Consider the following 18,796-nt stretch of genomic DNA (forward strand, 5'->3'; position numbering starts at 1 on the left):
TTTGGGTGGAGTCCAGTGACCTTGGGGTCACGGTTGGCCGCACTTCATCGGAAGGTGATGAGTTGCGGCGCCTTCAACAGTTGCAAGTGGCTATGACTGTTGAAGGAAGCCAGTGCCACCTCGCGACCGCGGAATTTCAGCTGGTTGAGCGAGGTGTTAACAATTTGCCAGTTCAGTTCGAAAGCCTGTGTAGCAGGCATTCGGGTAATCAGGTGGAGCAGGGCGGTGATGGTGCCGCCGGAGGTGAACACGGCGATTTTCTGTGTGTTGTCTGCGGCATCGAGAATGCGTTGCAAGCCACCCTGAACGCGCTCGACAAACCCCAGCCAGCTTTCCAGTCCTGGCGTGTCATAAGTGCCGGCCAACCAGCGTTCAATGATCAGGGCGAAGATGCGTTGGAATTCGCTGCGGTTCTGCGCGGCATTGCGCAGGATGTCCAGGGCGTCGGGTTCGGTGGTGAGCAGGTCGGGGAGCAGGGCGCGGATGATCGCTTCAGCATCGAATTCGTTGAAGGCGCTGTCGGTTTCCAAGACCGGAACCGGCAGGCCAAGGGCGCGGTATTGATCGAAGGCAGCCGTGGCGGTGTGCTGCTGACGGCGCAGATCGCCTGCCACGCAGCGGTCGAACACGATGCCCATGTCCGCCAGGTGGCGACCGAGCACTTGTGCCTGCTCCACACCAACGGGCGACAGGACGTCATAGTCGTCTGCACCGAAGGAGGCCTGGCCATGTCGAATCAGATAGATGCTGCCCACGTCCGTTTTCCCGGTACGTTGAAAGTCTGGCGAGGTTATGGGGATGCCAGGGAGCTGTCAATGAAAAAACATACGCTTGTTTTAAAAGCTCCTTAGAGGCCTTGGCTGCCAACGGTTTGATCACTGGCCCGAATGCGGTGCCATCGGTATGCTTGGGCAATCCGCGCCTGGCGCACTGCTCTTGTAAATGCACTTGTAAGGAGTCACATGGATTTTTTGGCCGAATATGCCAGCTTCCTGGCGAAGACTGTCACCCTGGTGGTCGCTATTCTGGTGGTACTGATCAGCTTCGCCGCACTGCGCAGTAAAGGTCGTCGCAAATCCGCCGGCCAACTGCAGGTCAGCAAGCTCAATGATTTCTACAAGGGCCTGCGCGAGCGCCTGGAGTCGAGCCTGCTCGACAAGGACCAGCTCAAAGCGCTGCGCAAGTCCGAAAGCAAAACTGAAAAGAAGAACAGTAAGAAAAAACCCGAGGCCAAGCCACGGGTGTTCGTGCTGGATTTCGACGGTGACATCAAGGCCTCGGCGACCGAGAGCCTGCGCCATGAAATCACCGCATTGCTGAGCTTGGCCACGCCCAAGGACGAAGTGGTGCTGCGTCTGGAAAGTGGTGGTGGCATGGTGCACAGCTACGGCTTGGCCTCGTCACAATTAGCGCGTATCCGCCAGGCGGGCGTGCCATTGACCGTGTGCATCGACAAGGTCGCGGCCAGCGGCGGTTACATGATGGCGTGCATCGGCGAGAAGATCATCAGCGCGCCGTTTGCCATCCTGGGCTCCATCGGCGTAGTGGCGCAGTTGCCCAACGTCAATCGCCTGCTCAAAAAACACGATATCGACTTTGAAGTGCTGACCGCCGGCGAATACAAACGCACCCTCACCGTGTTTGGCGAAAACACCGAAAAGGGCCGCGAGAAGTTTCAGGAAGACCTGGATATCACTCATCAACTGTTCAAGAACTTCGTGTCGCGGTATCGCCCGCAGTTGGCGATTGATGACGTGGCCACGGGTGAAGTGTGGCTCGGCGTTGCAGCCCTCGACAAACAGTTGGTCGACGAGCTGCAAACCAGCGACGAATATCTGGCCACCAAGGCCAAGACCGCCGAGGTGTTCCACCTGCACTATGCCGAGCGCAAAAGCCTGCAAGAGCGCGTGGGCCTGGCGGCCAGCGGTTCGGTTGACCGGGTGCTGCTGACCTGGTGGAGCCGGTTGACCCAGCAGCGGTTCTGGTAACCCGACCTTCAGAATGCATGGGGGCCCCTGTGGGAGGGAGCAAGCCACCTCCCACAGGGGCATGGGTTTCAAAGACAGGTTTTGTAATAGTTTTGCGTTGTGGGAAATTTGCTTTTCGCCTGTAGGATTCAAGTCCTTTTGTTATTTCAGGATTTGCATGAACACCCTCTCGGAGCCCCCCCAGTCGTCTTTCCCCAAGACATCCGCTGCTGCCGTTCCCGCTGAAACATCCCGTATTCCGACTGCTAACCTTGTTCCGGTCCACTGACCGCGCTTTGCCGTGTCCGGCATTCTGAAACCTAGATAGAGATTTATATAAATGGAATGGTTAGCGGATCCAACGGCCTGGCTCGGCCTGTTGACCTTGATTGTGCTGGAACTGGTGCTGGGTATCGACAACCTGGTGTTTATCGCGATCCTGGCGGACAAGTTGCCACCGGAGCAGCGTGACCGTGCGCGGTTGATCGGTTTGTCCCTGGCATTGCTGATGCGCCTTGGCCTGCTGGCGAGTATTTCGTGGTTGGTGACCCTCACCCAGCCGCTGTTCGAGGTGTTCGACAAGAGTTTCTCCGGTCGTGACCTGATCATGCTGTTCGGTGGTGTATTCCTGCTGTTCAAGGCCACCATGGAATTGCACGAGCGCCTTGAAGGGCATGTGGCTCAGCGCACGGGCAACGTGGCGTATGCGATGTTCTGGCCGATCGTGGCGCAGATCGTGGTGCTTGATGCGGTGTTCTCCCTGGATGCGGTGATTACCGCCGTGGGCATGGTGGATGAGCTGGCGGTGATGATGATCGCGGTGATCATTTCCATCGGCCTGATGCTCGTGGCGAGCAAGCCGCTGACGCGCTTCGTGAACGCCCATCCCACAGTGATCATGCTGTGCCTGGGCTTCCTGATGATGATCGGTTTTGCGCTGACCGCCGAAGGCCTGGGTTTCCATATTCCGAAGGGTTACCTGTACGCAGCCATTGGCTTCTCGATCCTGATCGAAGTGTTCAACCAGATTGCCCGCGCCCGTCGCAAGAAATCGGCGCAGGGTGTGTTGCCGGTGCGCGAGCGTACTGCCCATGCGGTGATGCGCTTGCTCGGCGGTCGCAGCCTGGCGGTAGAAGAGGTGGGCGAAGACGTGGCCGACTTGCTGGGCGAGACAGATGCCAATCAGGGCCCGCTGTTTGATCGACGTGAACGCGTGATGATCAGTGGCGTGCTGCAACTGGCCGAGCGGCCGATTCGTACCTTGATGACGCCGCGGGCCAAGGTCGACTTTATCGACCTGGCGGACGATGCCGACACGATTCGCCTGAAATTGATGCATTCGTCCTACTCTCGCCTGCCGTTGATCCGCAACGGCGTGGTGGATGAGCCGTTGGGCTTCGTGCATAAAAAGGAACTGCTCAAGGAATACCTGGCCGGCAACGAGCCGAACCTGGAGCACCTGGCGCGTCGAGCGATCAACCTGCTGGAGAGTTTTTCGATCCTCAACGCCCTGGAACAGATGCGTCAGGAGTCGACCCACATCGCCTTCGTGATCAACGAATTCGGCGACTTCATGGGCGTGTTGAGCATGACCGACATTCTCGAGTCCATCGCCGGTGAATTGCCGGATGCCAGTGAGATCGAAGGGCCGGATATTGTCGAAGAGGGCGATGGCTTCCGTGCCAATGGCGCCTTGAACCTGACCCAGATTCGTCAGCGTACCGGCTTCAAGGTTGTCGCGACGGAGGATTACCAGACTCTGGCCGGGTTGGTGATGAGCCTGCTCGACCGCCTGCCCGTGGTGGGCGATAGCCTGGAGCATGAGGGCTGGCGCCTGACGGTGGCTGCGGTCGAGGAGCGGCGGGTGACGCAGGTGGTTTTGCACGCTTGTGGGGGGCATAGAGCATGAATGCGTTTTCGATCGTCTGCACTTGTTCGTCCTCGGGGCCGAACCCTTCGAACGTCTCCATCAGTGTGCCGTTGAGATAAATCAGCAGCGTTGGGGTACCCGTAACCTTCGGGTGCCTCGGGGTTTTCGCGCAATCAAGTACCAGGCTCACCACTGAGCGGTACTTGCGGGCAATCCTCTGGAACAGCGGCCCGGAAATCGCGCAGCCCGGGCAGTGATCTGAGACAAACAGCAGGAATACCGGCCGCGACGTGCTCAGTACGCGCTGGTAATCCTCGGCATTGGCAATGGTCGCGGTGGCAATCCCCATGATGATCTCCTTACGAGCGGCGCGGGTTTCTGCCAACGCTAAGCTCGAGGGTCATCGTCGTCTACTGTCAACCTTCACAGGTCCGCGTCACGCTCCAGGCGTTCGCGGGCCTTGCGTGCCTGGTTCGCGCACTTGCGGTATTCCTCATTGTCACTGGACGCTTTGGCGCGGCGATAGCCATGGTGGTTTTGGCTGCTGTAATTGATGTCGAAGGCTTCTTTGAGCTTGCGCAATTCTTCTTTGCATTCGCGGCGGTCGTTGTTGGCCGACGCGCTGCCGGCGGCCAGAAACGAAAGCAGTACCAGGGTGAGACTGAGCTTCATCGCAATGCAGTCCTTGTCGTTGGGTGTGTGCCAAAGGCTAGCCCAGCACAGGGATTTTTCCATGGGGCGGGCGCACCGTCGGGGTGCGCGGTAACGGGGCGGTGACGCACGCCAATGGCGCTGTGATCCCCTGTGAGGCCTTGGGTAGCAATCTGAATCCGGATGCTGGCGCAACGCCGCATCTTACGCCTCGCGTTATCTATCTGATTACCAAGGACTTTACCCAGGCCGTAGTTTTCGCTAAGCGCGTATGGCACACTTTCTGCTGTCTATTCCGTTGTTACATACTAAGTTCCGGTATAGCGGAATACACAACTTCTGGAGTGCTTGTCATGCATCACCGACCTTCCGTGTTCAAAGCGTGTGTTTTTCTCTTCGCCGCATCGGCTTCCCTCGCAGGCGTTGTGCAGGCGGCGGACAGCAAGCTCGATAACGTGCTCAAACGTGGGCATTTGATCGTGGGTACAGGCAGTACCAATGCGCCGTGGCACTTCCAGGGAGCGGATGGCAAGTTGCAGGGGTTTGATATCGACATCGGCCGCATCGTGGCCAAAGGTTTGTTCAACGATCCGAGCAAGGTCGAGTTTGTGGTGCAGTCGTCTGACGCGCGCATTCCCAACCTGCTGACGGACAAAGTCGACATGAGCTGCCAGTTCATCACCGTCACCGCCAGCCGTGCACAGCAGGTGGCGTTCACCCTGCCTTATTACCGCGAAGGCGTGGGCCTGTTGCTGCCGAACAACAGCAAGTACAAAGAGATTGAAGACCTGCAGGCGGCGGGCGATGGCGTCACCGTGGCCGTGCTGCAAAACGTGTATGCCGAAGAACTGGTGCACCAGGCGCTGCCCAAGGCCAAGGTCGACCAGTACGACAGCGTCGACCTGATGTACCAGGCCGTGAATTCCGGTCGCGCCGATGCCGCCGCCACCGACCAATCCTCGGTCAAATACCTGATGGTGCAGAACCCCGGCCGCTACCGCAGCCCGGCTTACGCCTGGAGCCCGCAAACCTACGCGTGCGCGGTCAAGCGTGGTGATCAGGACTGGCTGAACTTCGTCAACACTGCCCTGCATGAAGCCATGACCGGTGTGGAATTCCCAACCTACAAAGCCTCGTTCAAGCAGTGGTTCGGTGTCGACCTGCCAGAACCGGCGATTGGTTTCCCTGTTGAATTCAAGTGATCCGGAACAACCGGGGTGCCTGCCAAGGCGCCCCAACTAGGTACTGTCGACCATGAACTATCAGTTGAACTTTGCCGCCGTGTGGCGCGATTTCGACACCTTGCTGGCGGGGCTCGGTCTTGGCCTGCAACTGGCATTGCTGTCGATCGCCATCGGCTGCGTGATCGGCCTGTTGATGGCGTTTGCCATGCTGTCCAAACATCGTGCGCTGCGCATCTTCGCCTCGGTGTATGTGACAGTGATTCGCAACACGCCGATCCTGGTGCTGATCCTGTTGATCTACTTCGCCTTGCCCAGCCTGGGTATCCGGCTGGACAAGATCCCCTCGTTCATCATCACGCTGTCGTTGTACGCCGGTGCCTACCTGACCGAAGTGTTCCGCGCCGGTCTGTTGAATATTCCCAAGGGGCTGCGTGAAGCCGGATTGGCGATTGGCCTCGGCGAGTGGCGTATCCGTGCGTATATCACCGTGCCGGTGATGTTGCGCAATGTGCTGCCGGCGCTCTCGAACAACTTTATCTCGCTGTTCAAGGACACCTCGCTCGCCGCTGCGATTGCGGTGCCCGAGCTGACCTATTACGCCCGCAAGATCAACGTCGAAAGCTACCGGGTGATTGAAACCTGGCTGGTCACGACCGCGCTCTACGTGGCTGCCTGTTACCTCATTGCCATGTTGCTCCGCTACCTGGAACAGCGTCTGGCGATCCGTCGTTAAGGAGGGTTTTTATGTACGAATCCCCCAGTTGGCTACACGAGTTGTGGGTCGCCCGAGAGACCCTCTGGGCCGGCTTTCAGACCAGCATCTACTGCTCGGCGCTGGCGATTATCTTTGGCACCCTGATCGGCATCTTCGCCGGGCTGGTGCTGACCTACGGCAAATTCTGGATGCGTGCGCCGTTTCGCCTGTATGTGGATTTGATCCGCGGTACACCGGTGTTCGTGTTGGTGTTGGCGTGTTTCTACATGCTGCCGGCGCTCGGCTGGCAGATCAGCGCGTTCCAGGCCGGTGCCGTCGGGCTCACGCTGTTCTGCGGCTCCCATGTGTCGGAAATCGTGCGCGGCGCACTGCAAGCCATTCCCCGTGGGCAACTGGAAGCGGGTAAGGCGATTGGCCTTACGTTCTACCAGTCCCTGGCCTACGTGCTGTTGCCCCAGGCATTGCGGCAGATCCTGCCGACCTGGGTCAATTCCTCCACGGAGATCGTCAAGGCCTCGACCTTGCTCTCGGTGATCGGCGTGGCCGAGTTGCTGCTCAGTACCCAGCAAGTCATCGCACGTACTTTCATGACCCTGGAGTTCTACCTGTTCGCCGGGTTTATGTTCTTTGTCATCAACTACGCCATCGAGTTATTCGGGCGCTACATTGAAAAGCGGGTGGCCTTGCCATGAACCAACCTCAAACAACCGAGCCGCTGCTGAACATTCGCGGCCTGCGCAAACAATACGGCGATGTGGAAGTGCTCAAAGGCGTCGACCTGTCCATGCAGCGCGGCAACGTAGTGACCTTGATCGGTTCCAGCGGCTCGGGCAAGACCACGCTGCTGCGTTGCGTCAACCTGCTGGAAGAGTTCCAGGGCGGCCAGATCACCCTGGACGGCGAATCCATCGGCTACAGCGACATTGGCGGCAAGCGCGTGCGCCACCCCGAACGCGTCATCGCCCAGCACCGGGCGATGACCGGCATGGCGTTCCAGCAGTTCAACCTGTTTCCGCACCTGACCGCCTTGCAGAACGTCACCCTGGGCCTGCTCAAGGTCAAGAAGATGGGCAAGGATGAAGCCGTGGCTTTGGCGGAAAAATGGCTGGACCGCGTAGGACTTTTAGAGCGCCGCAATCACTTCCCCGGCCAGTTGTCCGGCGGCCAGCAGCAGCGTGTCGCGATTGCCCGTGCGATTGCGATGAACCCCAGCTTGATGCTGTTCGACGAAGTCACCTCAGCCCTCGATCCGGAGTTGGTAGGTGAAGTGCTCAGTGTGATCAAAGGCCTGGCGGAAGAGGGCATGACCATGTTGCTGGTCACCCACGAAATGCGCTTTGCCTATGAAGTCTCGGACAAGATCGTATTCATGAACCAGGGGCGGATTGAAGAGCAGGGCTCGTCGAAGGATATCTTCGAGCGGCCTCAATCGCCGCGCCTGGCGGAATTTCTCAAGAACATTCGTTTTTAATCAGGAGCATCGTTTTATGAGCATCACTCGTTACGGAGCCGGCAGTACTGCCGGCGGTGGCCAGCCTCGTCCCTTCGCCCGCGCGGTGGAAGCGGACGGTTGGCTGTACGTCTCGGGCCAAGTGCCTGCGGTGGACGGCGAAATCATCACCGGCGGGATCATCGAACAAACCCGCCAGACCATGCGCAACGTGGTGGCGATCCTCGAAGAAGCCGGCTACGAGCTCAAAGACGTAGTGCGCGTCGGCGTATGGCTGGAAGACCCTCGGGACTTCTGGAGTTTCAACAAGGTCTTCGGCGAATACTTCACACCCGAACATGCCCCGGCGCGGGCCTGTGTACAGGCCAATATGATGGTGGATTGCAAGGTGGAGATTGATTGTGTGGCCTACAAGAAAAAGGGCTAAATTGCCCCACTCTTAAGCACCAGAGATCAAATGTGGGAGGGGGCTTGCCCCCCGATAGCGGTGTATCAGTAACAGAGGTGTTGATTGACACGCCGCCATCGGGGGCAAGCCCCCTCCCACAGTGGACCTGCGCCAGCCCTACCATTTCGACCGGACCGAAATTGCCATGACCGAAGACACCATCAAACGCCGCGCCAAAGGCCTGGACCGTGCATTCGACATCCTTGATTTCCTCAAGGAAGTCGGCCAGCCCCTGCGGCCGAATGATATCGCCAGCGGCATTGGCAGCCCCAAGTCCACCGTCTATGAATTGGTCGCATCCTTGCTGGAGCGCCGCATTCTGGAAACCGTGGGCAAGGACGGTCACGTCTACCTCGGTCGCCAGTTGTACTTCCTCGGCCAGGCGCACCTGCGACACTTCGACCTGACTCGCGAGGCCGATCACGCCTTGCAGGAGATCGTCAGCCAGACCCATGAAACCGCGCAGATGTGCCTGCTCAACGGGCGCAAATACACCGTGGCGCTGATGCGCGAAGGCGAGCGGCATTTCCGGATTTCTTCGGACATCGGCGAAAACGCCCCGATCCCCTGGACCGCCTCCGGGCGCCTGTTGCTGGGGCACCTGAGTGACCAGCAAATTGTCGACCTGATCGACCACGATGACTTCATCCTGCCGGACGGCCAGCGTCTGCCGCTGGAAACGTTCCTCGCGCAAATCCGTCAGGCTACCCTCGATGGGTTCTTTTCCTTCGACAGTGTGGCCGACACCTTTACCCACTGCTTTGCCGCCCCGGTGCGGGACGCGCAAGGTATCAGCATTGCGACCCTGTGCATCGTCGCCCCTCGGGCCGATGCGCAAAAAAACTACAACGACTATCGCCGGGTGTTGATCGACAGCGCCAATCACCTGGCGCGTCGCATCAACGAATAGGAGCTTTACATGTCTGCCATCAACGCCGTTGAAAAAGGCGCCGCCGCCGTCGGCGCCCACCTGGTCCGAGACGTCAGCCTGCCGGCCCTGGTGCTGCACCGCGACGCCCTGGAACACAACATCCGTTGGATGCAGGAGTTTGTCAGCAACAGCGGCGCCGAACTCGCGCCCCATGGCAAGACCAGCATGATGCCGGCACTGTTCCAGCGTCAGATCGCCCAGGGCGCCTGGGGTATTACCATGGCCAACGCCGTGCAGACCCGCGCCGCCTATGCCGGAGGTGTGCGCCGTGTGTTGATGGCCAACCAACTGGTGGGCGCGCCGAACATGGCGTTGATCGCTGACCTGCTGGCGGACAAGGATTTTGACTTCCACTGCATGGTCGACCACCCGGACAACGTCGCCGACCTGGGTCTGTTCTTCGCCGCCCGTGGCCTGCGCCTGAACGTGATGATCGAGTACGGCGTGGTTGGCGGCCGTTGCGGTTGCCGCAGCGAGCAGGAAGTGCGCGACCTGGCCAAGGCGATCAAGGCCCAGCCGGCCCTGGCCCTCACCGGTATTGAAGGCTACGAAGGCGTGATCCATGGCGAGCACGCCGTCAGCGGCATCCGCGACTTCGCCGCCAGCCTGGTGCGCCTGGCGGTGGACTTGCAGAACAACGGTTCTTTCGACTTGGCCAAGCCGATCGTCACAGCGTCGGGTTCGGCGTGGTACGACCTGATCGCCGAATCCTTTGAAGCGCAGAACGCCGCCGGCCGCTTCCTCAGCGTATTGCGCCCCGGCAGTTATGTGGCCCACGACCATGGCATCTACAAAGAAGCTCAATGCTGCGTGCTCGACCGCCGCATCGACCTCAGTGAAGGCCTGCGCCCGGCCCTGGAAGTCTGGGCTCATGTGCAGTCGTTGCCTGAGCCCGGTTTTGCGGTGATCGCCCTCGGTAAGCGCGACGTGGCCTACGACGCCGGGTTGCCGGTGCCACTCAAGCGCTACAAGGCCGGTATTGTGCCGGCGCAAGGCGATGATGTGAGCGCGTGCAAGGTCACGGCCGTGATGGACCAGCATGCGTTCATGGCTGTGGCACCTGGGGTTGAACTGCGCATTGGCGACATCATTTCCTTTGGCACTTCCCATCCTTGCCTGACGTTTGACAAGTGGCAGGTGGGTTGCCTGGTGGATGAACAGTTGCAGGTGATCGAGTCCCTGCATACCTGCTTCTAGATCGCGTCGCTCCTATCGGGGGCAAGCCCCCTCCCACATTTGAAATGTGTTCACACATCAAAGTATGGGAGGGGGCTTGCCCCCGATGAGGCCATCAGCCCCCCCGAGACAGCAGCCATGACCACCCATCCACGCATCGCCCTCATCGGTGAATGCATGATCGAACTGCAACACCGCGCCGACGGTAGCCTGCAACAAAGCTTCGGCGGCGACACCCTGAACACGGCGGTGTACCTGCGCCGTGAGTTGGGCCCGATCGGCAGCGTCGATTACGTCACCGCCTTGGGCGATGACAGCTTCAGCGACGCCATGTGCCAGCAATGGACCGACGAAGGCCTGGGGATGGGCTTGGTCCAGCGCCTGCCGGGGCGGTTGCCGGGCTTGTACTGCATTCAGACCGACGCCAACGGCGAGCGTAAATTCCTCTACTGGCGCAACGAAGCCGCGGTGCGCGACTGTTTCACCACGCCGGCCGCCGAGCCCATCCTGGCCGCGTTGCCGGCCTATGACGTGGTCTATTTCAGCGGCATTACCCTGGCGGTGCTGGGGGAGGTTGGGCGCGAGCGTTTGCTGCAAGCGCTGGTTGACGCGCGCCGACGCGGCGCTACGGTGGTGTTCGACAACAACTACCGGCCGCGTCTGTGGGGCAGTGTCGAGGCGGCGCGTGCGGCTTATCGCACGGTTTTGGCCGAGGTAGATATCGCCTTGCTCACCGAGGATGACGAGCGCGCTCTGTTTGGCTATGCCGACAGCGAGCAGGTGTTTGCGGCCTATCCGGCGATTGAGGAAGTGGTTCTAAAACGTGGGGCGGATGCGTGTTTGATCCGCTGTGCGCGGGAGCGTTTTGCGGTGCCGGCGTTGAAGGTCGAGAAGGTGGTGGACACCACAGCGGCAGGTGATTCGTTCAGTGCGGCGTATCTGGCCGGGCGGCTCAAGGGTGATTCGCCGGAGGAGGCTGCGTTGGCGGGGCATCGGTTGGCGAGCCGGGTCATCCAGGTACCGGGGGCGCTTATTCCCAGAGAATAAGTGAGTGGCCGCCCGCGGCGGATCGGGCCCACACGTGACCGCATTTCATCGGGAGGAATGCGATCCCTGTGGGAGGGGGCTTGCCCCCGATAGCGGTCTTAAGTCAAAGCCTCAGTCGCGGTAAAACACCTGCACCAAGTGATACCCAAACTTGCTCTTGATCGGCCCGTGAACCACCTTCACCGGCTTCTTGAAAATCACCGCATCAATCGCCCCGACCATCTGCCCCGGCCGCACTTCACCCAAATCGCCGCCACGTTTGCCCGACGGGCAGGTGGAGTACTTCTTGGCCAACACATCAAAGGCTTCGCCCTTGGCAATGCGCTGCTTGAGTTGTTCGGCTTCTTCACTGGTTTTCACCAGGATATGACGGGCTTGGGCTTTCATTGGTCTCTACCAGGTGTGCGACGGCGCGCGATTATGCCTGAACTCATTCGGCTACGTTGATCATGCTGCGGATTTTAGTGGCCAGCAGGTCGATGGAAAACGGCTTGGCCACCATGTCCATCCCGTCTTCCAGGAAGCCCTGGCGCTCGGCGGCTTTTTCGGCGTAGCCGGTCATGAACAGCACCTTCAAGCCTGGGCGATGCTGGCGGGCAATCTCCGCCAGTTGCCGGCCGTTCATGCCCGGCAGGCCGACGTCGGTCACCAGCAGGTCCACGCGCAGATCCGACTCCAGCAGTGGCAACGCGGTGCGTGAATCCGCTGCCTGATGCGCGGTGTAGCCCAATTCATCCAGCACATTCACCACCAGCATGCGCACCGCCGCGTCGTCTTCAACCACCACGACTGCTTCACCGGCCAGTGCCACCGGCACTTCGCCGAGGCTGGCGGGCAGGTTGCTTTCCAGTGCGGTGCCATGCAGGCGTGGCAGGTACAGGCGCACGCAGGTGCCCTGGCCAGGTTCGCTCTGGATCGTGACGTGGCCGCCGGACTGCTGGGCAAACCCGTAAATCATCGACAGGCCCAGGCCGGTCCCCTGGCCGATGGGTTTGGTGGTGAAGAAAGGATCGAATGCTTTGGCGAGGATTTTTGGTGCCATGCCGGTGCCGTTGTCGCACACACCGAGCATCACGTAGTCGCCGGCCTTGACCGGTTCGAGGGTGGTTATGTCGGTGCCGTCCAGGTAGCTGTTGGCGGTTTCAATCAACAATTCGCCGCCGTCGGGCATGGCGTCGCGGGCGTTGATCACCAGGTTGAGCAGGGCGTTTTCCAGCTGGCTGGCGTCGGTGTTGACTGGCCAGATGTCTTGACCCAGTTGCACCTTGAGCGTGATATGCGCGCCTTTGGTGCGCTGGAACAGGTCCTCCAGGGACGCTACTAGCTGATTGGGGTCGGTGGGGCGACGGTCCAGTGACTGGCGCCGCGAAAACGCTAACAGACGGTGAGTGAGGGCGGCAGCGCGGTGAGCCGACGACACGGCGGCATCGGTAAAGCGCCCGATTTCCTCACTGCGCCCAGCGACGATATAGCGCTGCATCAGGTCCAGGCTGCCGATAATGCCGGTGAGCATGTTGTTGAAATCGTGGGCGATGCCGCCGGTGAGCTGGCCCAACGCTTCCATTTTCTGCGCATGGCGCAATGCATCTTCGGCGCGCTCGCGCTCGAACATCTCGTTTTGCAGGCGTTGGTTGGCCTCGGCCAGGGCCTGGGTGCGCTCGGCCACGCGTTCTTCGAGGTTATCGTTGAGGTGGCGCAGGGCTTCTTCGGTGAGTTTGCGTTCGGTCTCGTCAATCACAAAGATGTAGAAACCATTGACCGAGCCGTCATTGCTGAAACGCGGCAGGTATTTCATCAGCGCATGGCGGGGACGCCCGTCGCGGTGGGGCGTGATGGTCATGAAGCTGCACGCCTTGCCCTTGAGTGCGGCAGCGATCTGGTGTTCGCGCCCGGCATACACTTCGTCGCCCAATACTTCGCGGATGCTCTTGCCGTACAGTTCCTGGGGCGTCATGCCGTACCAATCAAGGTAGGCGCTGTTGTTCAGGCGAAAGCGCTGCTCGTGGTCGACGTAGCCGATCAGCACCGGCATGGCGTTGATGATCAGCTGCAATTCGGTCTGGCTTTGGCGCAGGGCCTGCTCGGTGTGCTTGCGCTCGGTCAGGTCCAGGGCGGCACCGAGGAAGCGCGCGGGGCGGCCGTGGTGATCCTTGTAGCAACGGCCTCGGGCAAACACCCAGCGGACTTGGCCATCGGCTTGTTGCAGGCGGTATTCCTCGGCGTATTCGGTGCCGTGGGTGATGCAGTGCTTGATACTGCGCGCCACCGTGGCCCGGTCTTCGGGATGCACACCTTGGAGGTAATCGCTGATGGGCAGCCGGTTCGCGTCGTCGGGGTCGACACCGTGCAGGTAGGCGAAGTGGGCGTCGGCAATAAAGTGATCCTCGCCGATGTCCCAATCCCAGGTGCCCACGGCGTCGGTCGCCGCCAGTGCAAGCTGCAAGCGTTGCTCGGTGTTGTGCTGGGCCTTGCGGCGCTCGTTGGTTTCAATGGCAGTGACGAGGATGCCGGCCACGTTGGCGCTTTCATCGCGGATCGGGCTGTAGGTCAGGTCGAGCCAGATTTCCGTGTCGCGATTATTGCGTTGCAGGACAAAGCGCTGCTCGCTGAAGGTGCGCACCTGGCCGCTGAGCACGGCGTCGTAGACCGGGCCGGTAAAGCTTTCCAGCTCTGGCCACGTCTGGTGCGCCGGTTGGCCCATGGCTTCGGGGTGTTTGTTTCCGGCCAGCAGGGCGAAACCGTCGTTGTAGAGTTGCGTGAGTTGGCTGCCCCACAGCAGGAGCATGGGCATCGGCGAATGGACGACAATATCGACCGCTGTGCGCAGGCTTTGCGGCCAATCATTGGCCTCACCGAGTGGGCTTCGTGCCCAGTCCAGCCGCGCAATTAATGCAGCGGCGTCGCTACCGGTGGATGTTCCTTTCATAAAAAGCCCTGAGCGTAACGCTTTGAAAAATGACAACACCCATTATCCCGTGAGTCGAGAATGGGTGACTACCCCCGAAAAATAGCATGCATTCGGCGTTTGTCTTCAAATGAGTGCGTCAGCGCTGAATCCTTTCATCTTTATGCCAGTTCCGGGCGGTCGCGGAACTGTTCCAATGCCTGCGGGTTGGCCAGGGCGTCGGTGTTCTTGACCGGCTCGCCATGCACCACATTGCGCACCGCCAATTCGACAATCTTGCCGCTGATGGTACGAGGGATATCGCTGACAGCCAGGATTTTGGCCGGCACATGGCGCGGTGTGGTGTTGGCGCGGATCACTTGGCGGATCTGCTGTTGCAACGCCTCATCCAACTCGATGCCCTCATCGAGGCGCACAAACAGCACCACGCGCACGTCGTCTTGCCAGCGTTGGCCGATGGCCAGGCTTTCCAGTACCTGTGGGACTTTCTCCACTTGGCGATAGATCTCCGCCGTGCCGATGCGCACGCCGCCGGGGTTGAGCACCGCGTCGGAGCGGCCGTGAATCAGCAGGCTGCCATTCGGGCGTTGCTCAGCGTAGTCGCCTTGGGCCCACACGCCGGGGAACTGACTGAAATACGAGGCGCGCAGCTTCTTCTGGTCGGGGTCATTCCACAAGCCGATGGGCATGGCCGGGAAGTGCCGGGTACACACCAGCTCGCCTTTTTCACCGACCAACGGCTGGCCGTGGTCGTCCCACACTTCAATGGCCATCGCCAGGCTCTTGCACTGCATTTCGCCTCGGCGCACCGGCAACACCGGGTTGCCGATAACAAAGCAGGACACGATATCGGTGCCGCCGGACATGGAGGATAAACACAGCTCGCCCTTGATCTCGCGGTACACATAGTCGTAGCTCTGGGGTGACAGCGGCGACCCGGTCGAGATCAGCCCCCTGAGGCTGCCCAGGTCGTGGCTCAGGCGCGGTTGCAGCCCGGCCTTTTCCAGGGTGGCGAGGAATTTTGGGCTGGTGCCGAACACGCTGATCTTTTCGGCATCAATCAAGTCGATCAGGCGCTCAGGTCCAGGATGAAAGGGTGAGCCGTCATACAGCACCGCCGTGGCGCCGATGGCCAGTACCGAGACCAGCCAGTTCCACATCATCCAGCCGCAGGTGGTGTAGTAGAACAGGCAGTCCTCGCGGGACAGATCGGCATGCAGGCCGTGTTCCTTGAGGTGTGTAAGCAATACGCCGCCGGTGCTGTGGATGATGCACTTGGGCACGCCGGTGGTGCCGCTGGAATAGAGGATGTACAGCGGATGATCGAAGGGCACCGCGACAAACTCAGGCTCGCCGCCGGGTTGGTAAAAGTCCTGCCACAGCACAACCTTCGCCTGGGTGCGGTAGTCCTCGACCTGCGCCTCGGGCCGCGCGTACGGCACCACAATCAACTGCTCCAGGGACGGCAGCCGTTCGAGGATTTCATTGAGTTTGGCGCTTTGGTCGATGGGTTTTCCGGCGTACCGATAACCGGCGCAGGTAATAAGCACCTTGGGCTCGATCTGGCCGAACCGGTCGATCACGCCTTGGGTGCCGAAGTCCGGCGAGGAGCACGACCAGATTGCGCCCAGGCTGGTGGTGGCGAGCATGCCCACCAGGGTTTGCCAGGTGTTGGGCATGCACGCCGCCACCCGGTCACCGATGCCGACGCCAGCCGATCGCAGACTGTTTTGCAGGCCGGCGACGTGAGCGGCCAGTTCGGCGTAGGTGAGTTGTTCGCGCTGGCCGTCTTCGCTGATCGCGACCACGGCCGGATGGTCGTCACGCCGACGCAGCAGGTGCTCGGCGAAATTCAGGGTCGCGCCGGGAAACCACTGGGCGCTGGGCATCTCGGCGCCTTCGATCAGTACCGCGCCGGGCGGGCTGCGAAACTGCACGTCGAAGTAGGCGACGATCGCCTGCCAGAAGTCCGGCCGCTGGTCGATGCTCCATTGATGCAGGGCGGGGTAGTCGCCCAGTTGCAAGGCGTGGCGGTCGTTGATGAAGCGGCGGAACTGGTCCATTCGCGTGTGGCGGATGCGTTCCGGTGAGGGTTGCCAGAGGATCTCGGACATCAGCAAGGTCTCTTGTTCTTATGCAGGTCTTCAAAACAATAGAATTCTACTGTGGGAGGGGGCTTGCTCCCGATAGCGGAGTACCAGCTAGCCCGTGTGGTACTGACCCACCGCCATCGGGAGCAAGCCCCCTCCCACAATTTAGAACGCCAGTGTCTGTTTTTATTGGGCCAGCCAGCCGCCATCAATGTTCCACGCCGCGCCACGTACCTGCGCACCGGCCTCGCTGCACAAAAACAACACCAACTCACCCAACTGCGGCGGCGTCACAAACTCCAGGGACGGCTGTTTCTCCGCCAGCAAATCATGCTGCGCCTGGTGCGGGTCCACACCTTTGGTCACGCGATCATCAATTTGCTTCTGCACCAGCGGCGTCAGCACCCAGCCGGGGCAAATCGCATTACAGGTCACATTGCTGGTTGCCGTCTCCAGGCCTACCACTTTGGTCAAACCGATCACGCCATGCTTGGCCGCCACATAGGCTGCCTTGCCCACCGAACCGACCAGGCCGTGAACCGAGGCGATATTAACGATACGCCCCCAGCCCTTGGCCTTCATGCCCGGCAGGCTCAGGCGCGTGCTGTGGAACACCGAGGACAGGTTGATCGCGATGATTGAGTCCCAGCGTTCGGCCGGGAACGCTTCCACCGCCGCCACATGCTGAATGCCGGCGTTGTTGACCAGGATGTCCACGCCGCCGAATTCACGCTCGGCGTAGGCGAACATATCGGCGATCTGCGCCGGGTCGCTGACGTCCGCAGGGTGATGCCCCACCTTGCCACCAAACGCCTGCACCTGCGCGATCACCGCGCTGGCGTCGCCGAAGCCGTTGAGGATCAAGTTGGCCCCTGCCTGTGCCAGGCTCAAGGCAATGCCCAGGCCGATGCCGCTGGTGGAGCCGGTGACCAGGGCGGTCTTGCCATTCAAAGTCGTCATGAAAACCTCACACAATGCCGGTGGCGTAGAAAGTACCGATCACCACGAACACCGCGAGGGTCTTGATAATCGTGATGCCGAAAATGTCTTTGTAGGCTTCGCGGTGGGTCAGGCCGGTCACCGCCAGCAGGGTGATCACCGCGCCGTTGTGGGGCAGGGTGTCCATGCCGCCGCTGGCCATGGCCGCGACCCGGTGCAGCACTTCAAGGGGAATATTGGCCGCATGGGCCGCCGAAATAAAGCTCTCGGACATGGCCGCCAGGGCGATGCTCATACCGCCCGACGCGGAACCGGTGATACCGGCCAGCAGGGTCACGGTAATTGCTTCGTTGACCAGCGGGTTGGGGATGCCCTTGAGCCAGTCCGCCAGCACGAGAAAGCCTGGCAGCGAGGCAATCACCGCACCAAAACCGTATTCCGACGCGGTATTCATTGCTGCCAGCAAGGCGCCGCTGACCGCACTTTTGCTGCCTTCGGCGAGCTTGCTTTTGATCGCCGACCAGCCGAAGGCCAGCACCATCAAGATCCCGACCAGCAACGCCGCCTGCACCGCCCAGATCGCTGTGAGCTTGGCGATTTCAGTGGTCACGGGCGCGCTCATGCCCGGAAGGCTGAGGCTGTGGGTCTTGCCGTACCACTGCGGGATCCAGTGGGTGAACAACAGGTTCATCACGCCCACCAGGATCAGCGGCGACAGCGCGATCCACGGGTTGGGCAGAGTGAGGTTTTCGGCGGTCTCAGGCTCGTTGCGCAACTCAGTACCATAGCCTTCACCCGCGCGCTGGGCCTTGTTGCGTTGCCGCGCCAGGTACAGCATGCCGGTGCAGAACACGAAGATCGTGCCGATCAACCCCAGCCACGGCGCCGCCCAGGCGGTGGTGTTGAAGAAGGTGCTGGGGATGATGTTCTGGATCTGCGGCGTGCCGGGCAGGGCATCCATCGTGAACGAGAATGCGCCGAGGGCGATGGTCGCCGGAATCAGGCGCTTGGGGATATTGCTCTGGCGGAACATCTCCGCCGCGAACGGGTACACCGCGAACACCACCACAAACAGCGATACGCCGCCGTAGGTGAGCAGGGCGCAGACCAGCACGATCACCAACATCGCCTGACGCGTGCCAAGCAAGCGAATCGCAGCGGCCACGATGGAGCGCGAGAACCCCGACAACTCGATCAACTTGCCGAAGACCGCACCGAGCAGGAACACCGGGAAATACAGTTTGATAAAGCCGACCATTTTCTCCATGAACACCCCGGTAAAGGCGGGGGCGACAGCGGACGGGTCGGTGAGCAGTACCGCGCCAAGGGCGGCGATGGGGGCAAACAGGATAACGCTATAGCCACGGTAGGCGGCCAGCATCAGCAGCGCGAGCGCGGCCAGGGCAATGATCACACTCATGGT

At 60.7% G+C, this 18,796-nt stretch carries 17 protein-coding genes and 1 pseudogene; 10 read left to right on the forward strand and 8 right to left on the reverse strand.

The features are described 5' to 3' along the window. Positions 1-44: 44 nt before the first annotated feature. Entirely contained in the window at positions 45-755 is a 711-nt protein-coding gene (locus AB4N82_RS22415) for a histidine phosphatase family protein (protein WP_032886565.1), read from the reverse strand. Between the two features lie 207 nt (positions 756-962). On the opposite strand from AB4N82_RS22415, the gene sohB reads away from it, so the two are divergent. Next, positions 963-1,988, forward strand: a complete 1,026-nt coding sequence (gene sohB, locus AB4N82_RS22420; protein WP_017135929.1) for a protease SohB — start codon at positions 963-965, stop codon at positions 1,986-1,988. Between the two features lie 319 nt (positions 1,989-2,307). Then, positions 2,308-3,876, forward strand: a complete 1,569-nt coding sequence (locus AB4N82_RS22425; protein WP_122765439.1) for a TerC family protein — start codon at positions 2,308-2,310, stop codon at positions 3,874-3,876. Between the two features lie 19 nt (positions 3,877-3,895). Here AB4N82_RS22425 and AB4N82_RS22430 read toward each other — a convergent pair. Further along, positions 3,896-4,186 (reverse strand): annotated as a pseudogene (locus tag AB4N82_RS22430) (thioredoxin family protein); the annotation flags it as partial. 74 nt (positions 4,187-4,260) lie between these two features. Beyond that, a complete protein-coding gene (locus AB4N82_RS22435) occupies positions 4,261-4,509 on the reverse strand; it encodes a hypothetical protein (RefSeq protein ID WP_032886558.1) in 249 nt (82 codons plus the stop codon). A gap of 332 nt (positions 4,510-4,841) precedes the next feature. Between AB4N82_RS22435 and AB4N82_RS22440 the strand changes: the two genes are divergently transcribed. The 8 genes from AB4N82_RS22440 (at position 4,842) to AB4N82_RS22475 (ending at position 11,439) form a co-directional block, all read left to right on the forward strand. Next, on the forward strand, positions 4,842-5,690 hold the full coding sequence (locus tag AB4N82_RS22440; RefSeq protein ID WP_032886556.1) for a transporter substrate-binding domain-containing protein: 849 nt from the start codon (positions 4,842-4,844) through the stop codon (positions 5,688-5,690). A 52-nt stretch (positions 5,691-5,742) separates the two neighbouring features. Then, entirely contained in the window at positions 5,743-6,405 is a 663-nt protein-coding gene (locus AB4N82_RS22445; protein ID WP_065878346.1) for an amino acid ABC transporter permease, read from the forward strand. Positions 6,406-6,416: 11 nt separating this feature from the next. After that, positions 6,417-7,079, forward strand: coding sequence for an amino acid ABC transporter permease (locus AB4N82_RS22450; RefSeq protein ID WP_095184540.1), 663 nt, complete (start codon positions 6,417-6,419; stop codon positions 7,077-7,079). Continuing rightward, a complete protein-coding gene (locus tag AB4N82_RS22455) occupies positions 7,076-7,858 on the forward strand; it encodes an amino acid ABC transporter ATP-binding protein (RefSeq protein ID WP_032886550.1) in 783 nt (260 codons plus the stop codon). Before AB4N82_RS22450 ends, AB4N82_RS22455 begins: the two co-directional genes overlap by 4 nt. A 16-nt stretch (positions 7,859-7,874) precedes the next feature. Then, on the forward strand, positions 7,875-8,264 hold the full coding sequence (locus tag AB4N82_RS22460; protein ID WP_010210958.1) for a RidA family protein: 390 nt from the start codon (positions 7,875-7,877) through the stop codon (positions 8,262-8,264). Positions 8,265-8,430: 166 nt separating this feature from the next. After that, positions 8,431-9,195, forward strand: coding sequence for an IclR family transcriptional regulator (locus AB4N82_RS22465; protein ID WP_032886547.1), 765 nt, complete (start codon positions 8,431-8,433; stop codon positions 9,193-9,195). A 9-nt stretch (positions 9,196-9,204) separates the two neighbouring features. Next, positions 9,205-10,413 (forward strand): amino acid deaminase, encoded by a 1,209-nt coding sequence (locus AB4N82_RS22470; RefSeq protein WP_122765438.1) that lies wholly within the window; start codon positions 9,205-9,207, stop codon positions 10,411-10,413. A gap of 117 nt (positions 10,414-10,530) precedes the next feature. Then, on the forward strand, positions 10,531-11,439 hold the full coding sequence (locus AB4N82_RS22475; RefSeq protein WP_122765437.1) for a sugar kinase: 909 nt from the start codon (positions 10,531-10,533) through the stop codon (positions 11,437-11,439). Positions 11,440-11,550: 111 nt separating this feature from the next. On the opposite strand, the gene AB4N82_RS22480 is transcribed toward AB4N82_RS22475, so the two are convergent. From AB4N82_RS22480 to AB4N82_RS22500, 5 genes are all read right to left on the reverse strand, one after another. Beyond that, positions 11,551-11,826 (reverse strand): peptidylprolyl isomerase, encoded by a 276-nt coding sequence (locus AB4N82_RS22480; protein WP_003174397.1) that lies wholly within the window; start codon positions 11,824-11,826, stop codon positions 11,551-11,553. Positions 11,827-11,869: 43 nt separating this feature from the next. Beyond that, positions 11,870-14,365 (reverse strand): PAS domain-containing protein, encoded by a 2,496-nt coding sequence (locus AB4N82_RS22485; protein WP_032886541.1) that lies wholly within the window; start codon positions 14,363-14,365, stop codon positions 11,870-11,872. A gap of 140 nt (positions 14,366-14,505) precedes the next feature. Further along, the gene (locus AB4N82_RS22490) at positions 14,506-16,458 is read right to left on the reverse strand and encodes an acetoacetate--CoA ligase (protein ID WP_122765436.1); all 1,953 of its coding nucleotides are present in this window, start codon (positions 16,456-16,458) and stop codon (positions 14,506-14,508) included. A gap of 162 nt (positions 16,459-16,620) precedes the next feature. Further along, positions 16,621-17,394 (reverse strand): 3-hydroxybutyrate dehydrogenase, encoded by a 774-nt coding sequence (locus AB4N82_RS22495; protein WP_122765435.1) that lies wholly within the window; start codon positions 17,392-17,394, stop codon positions 16,621-16,623. A 7-nt stretch (positions 17,395-17,401) separates the two neighbouring features. After that, complete coding sequence (locus tag AB4N82_RS22500) at positions 17,402-18,793, reverse strand: GntP family permease (protein WP_032886537.1); 1,392 nt, start codon at positions 18,791-18,793, stop codon at positions 17,402-17,404. Between the last annotated feature and the right edge of the window lie 3 nt (positions 18,794-18,796).

Source organism: Pseudomonas sp. H1_D04, from assembly GCF_054683855.1.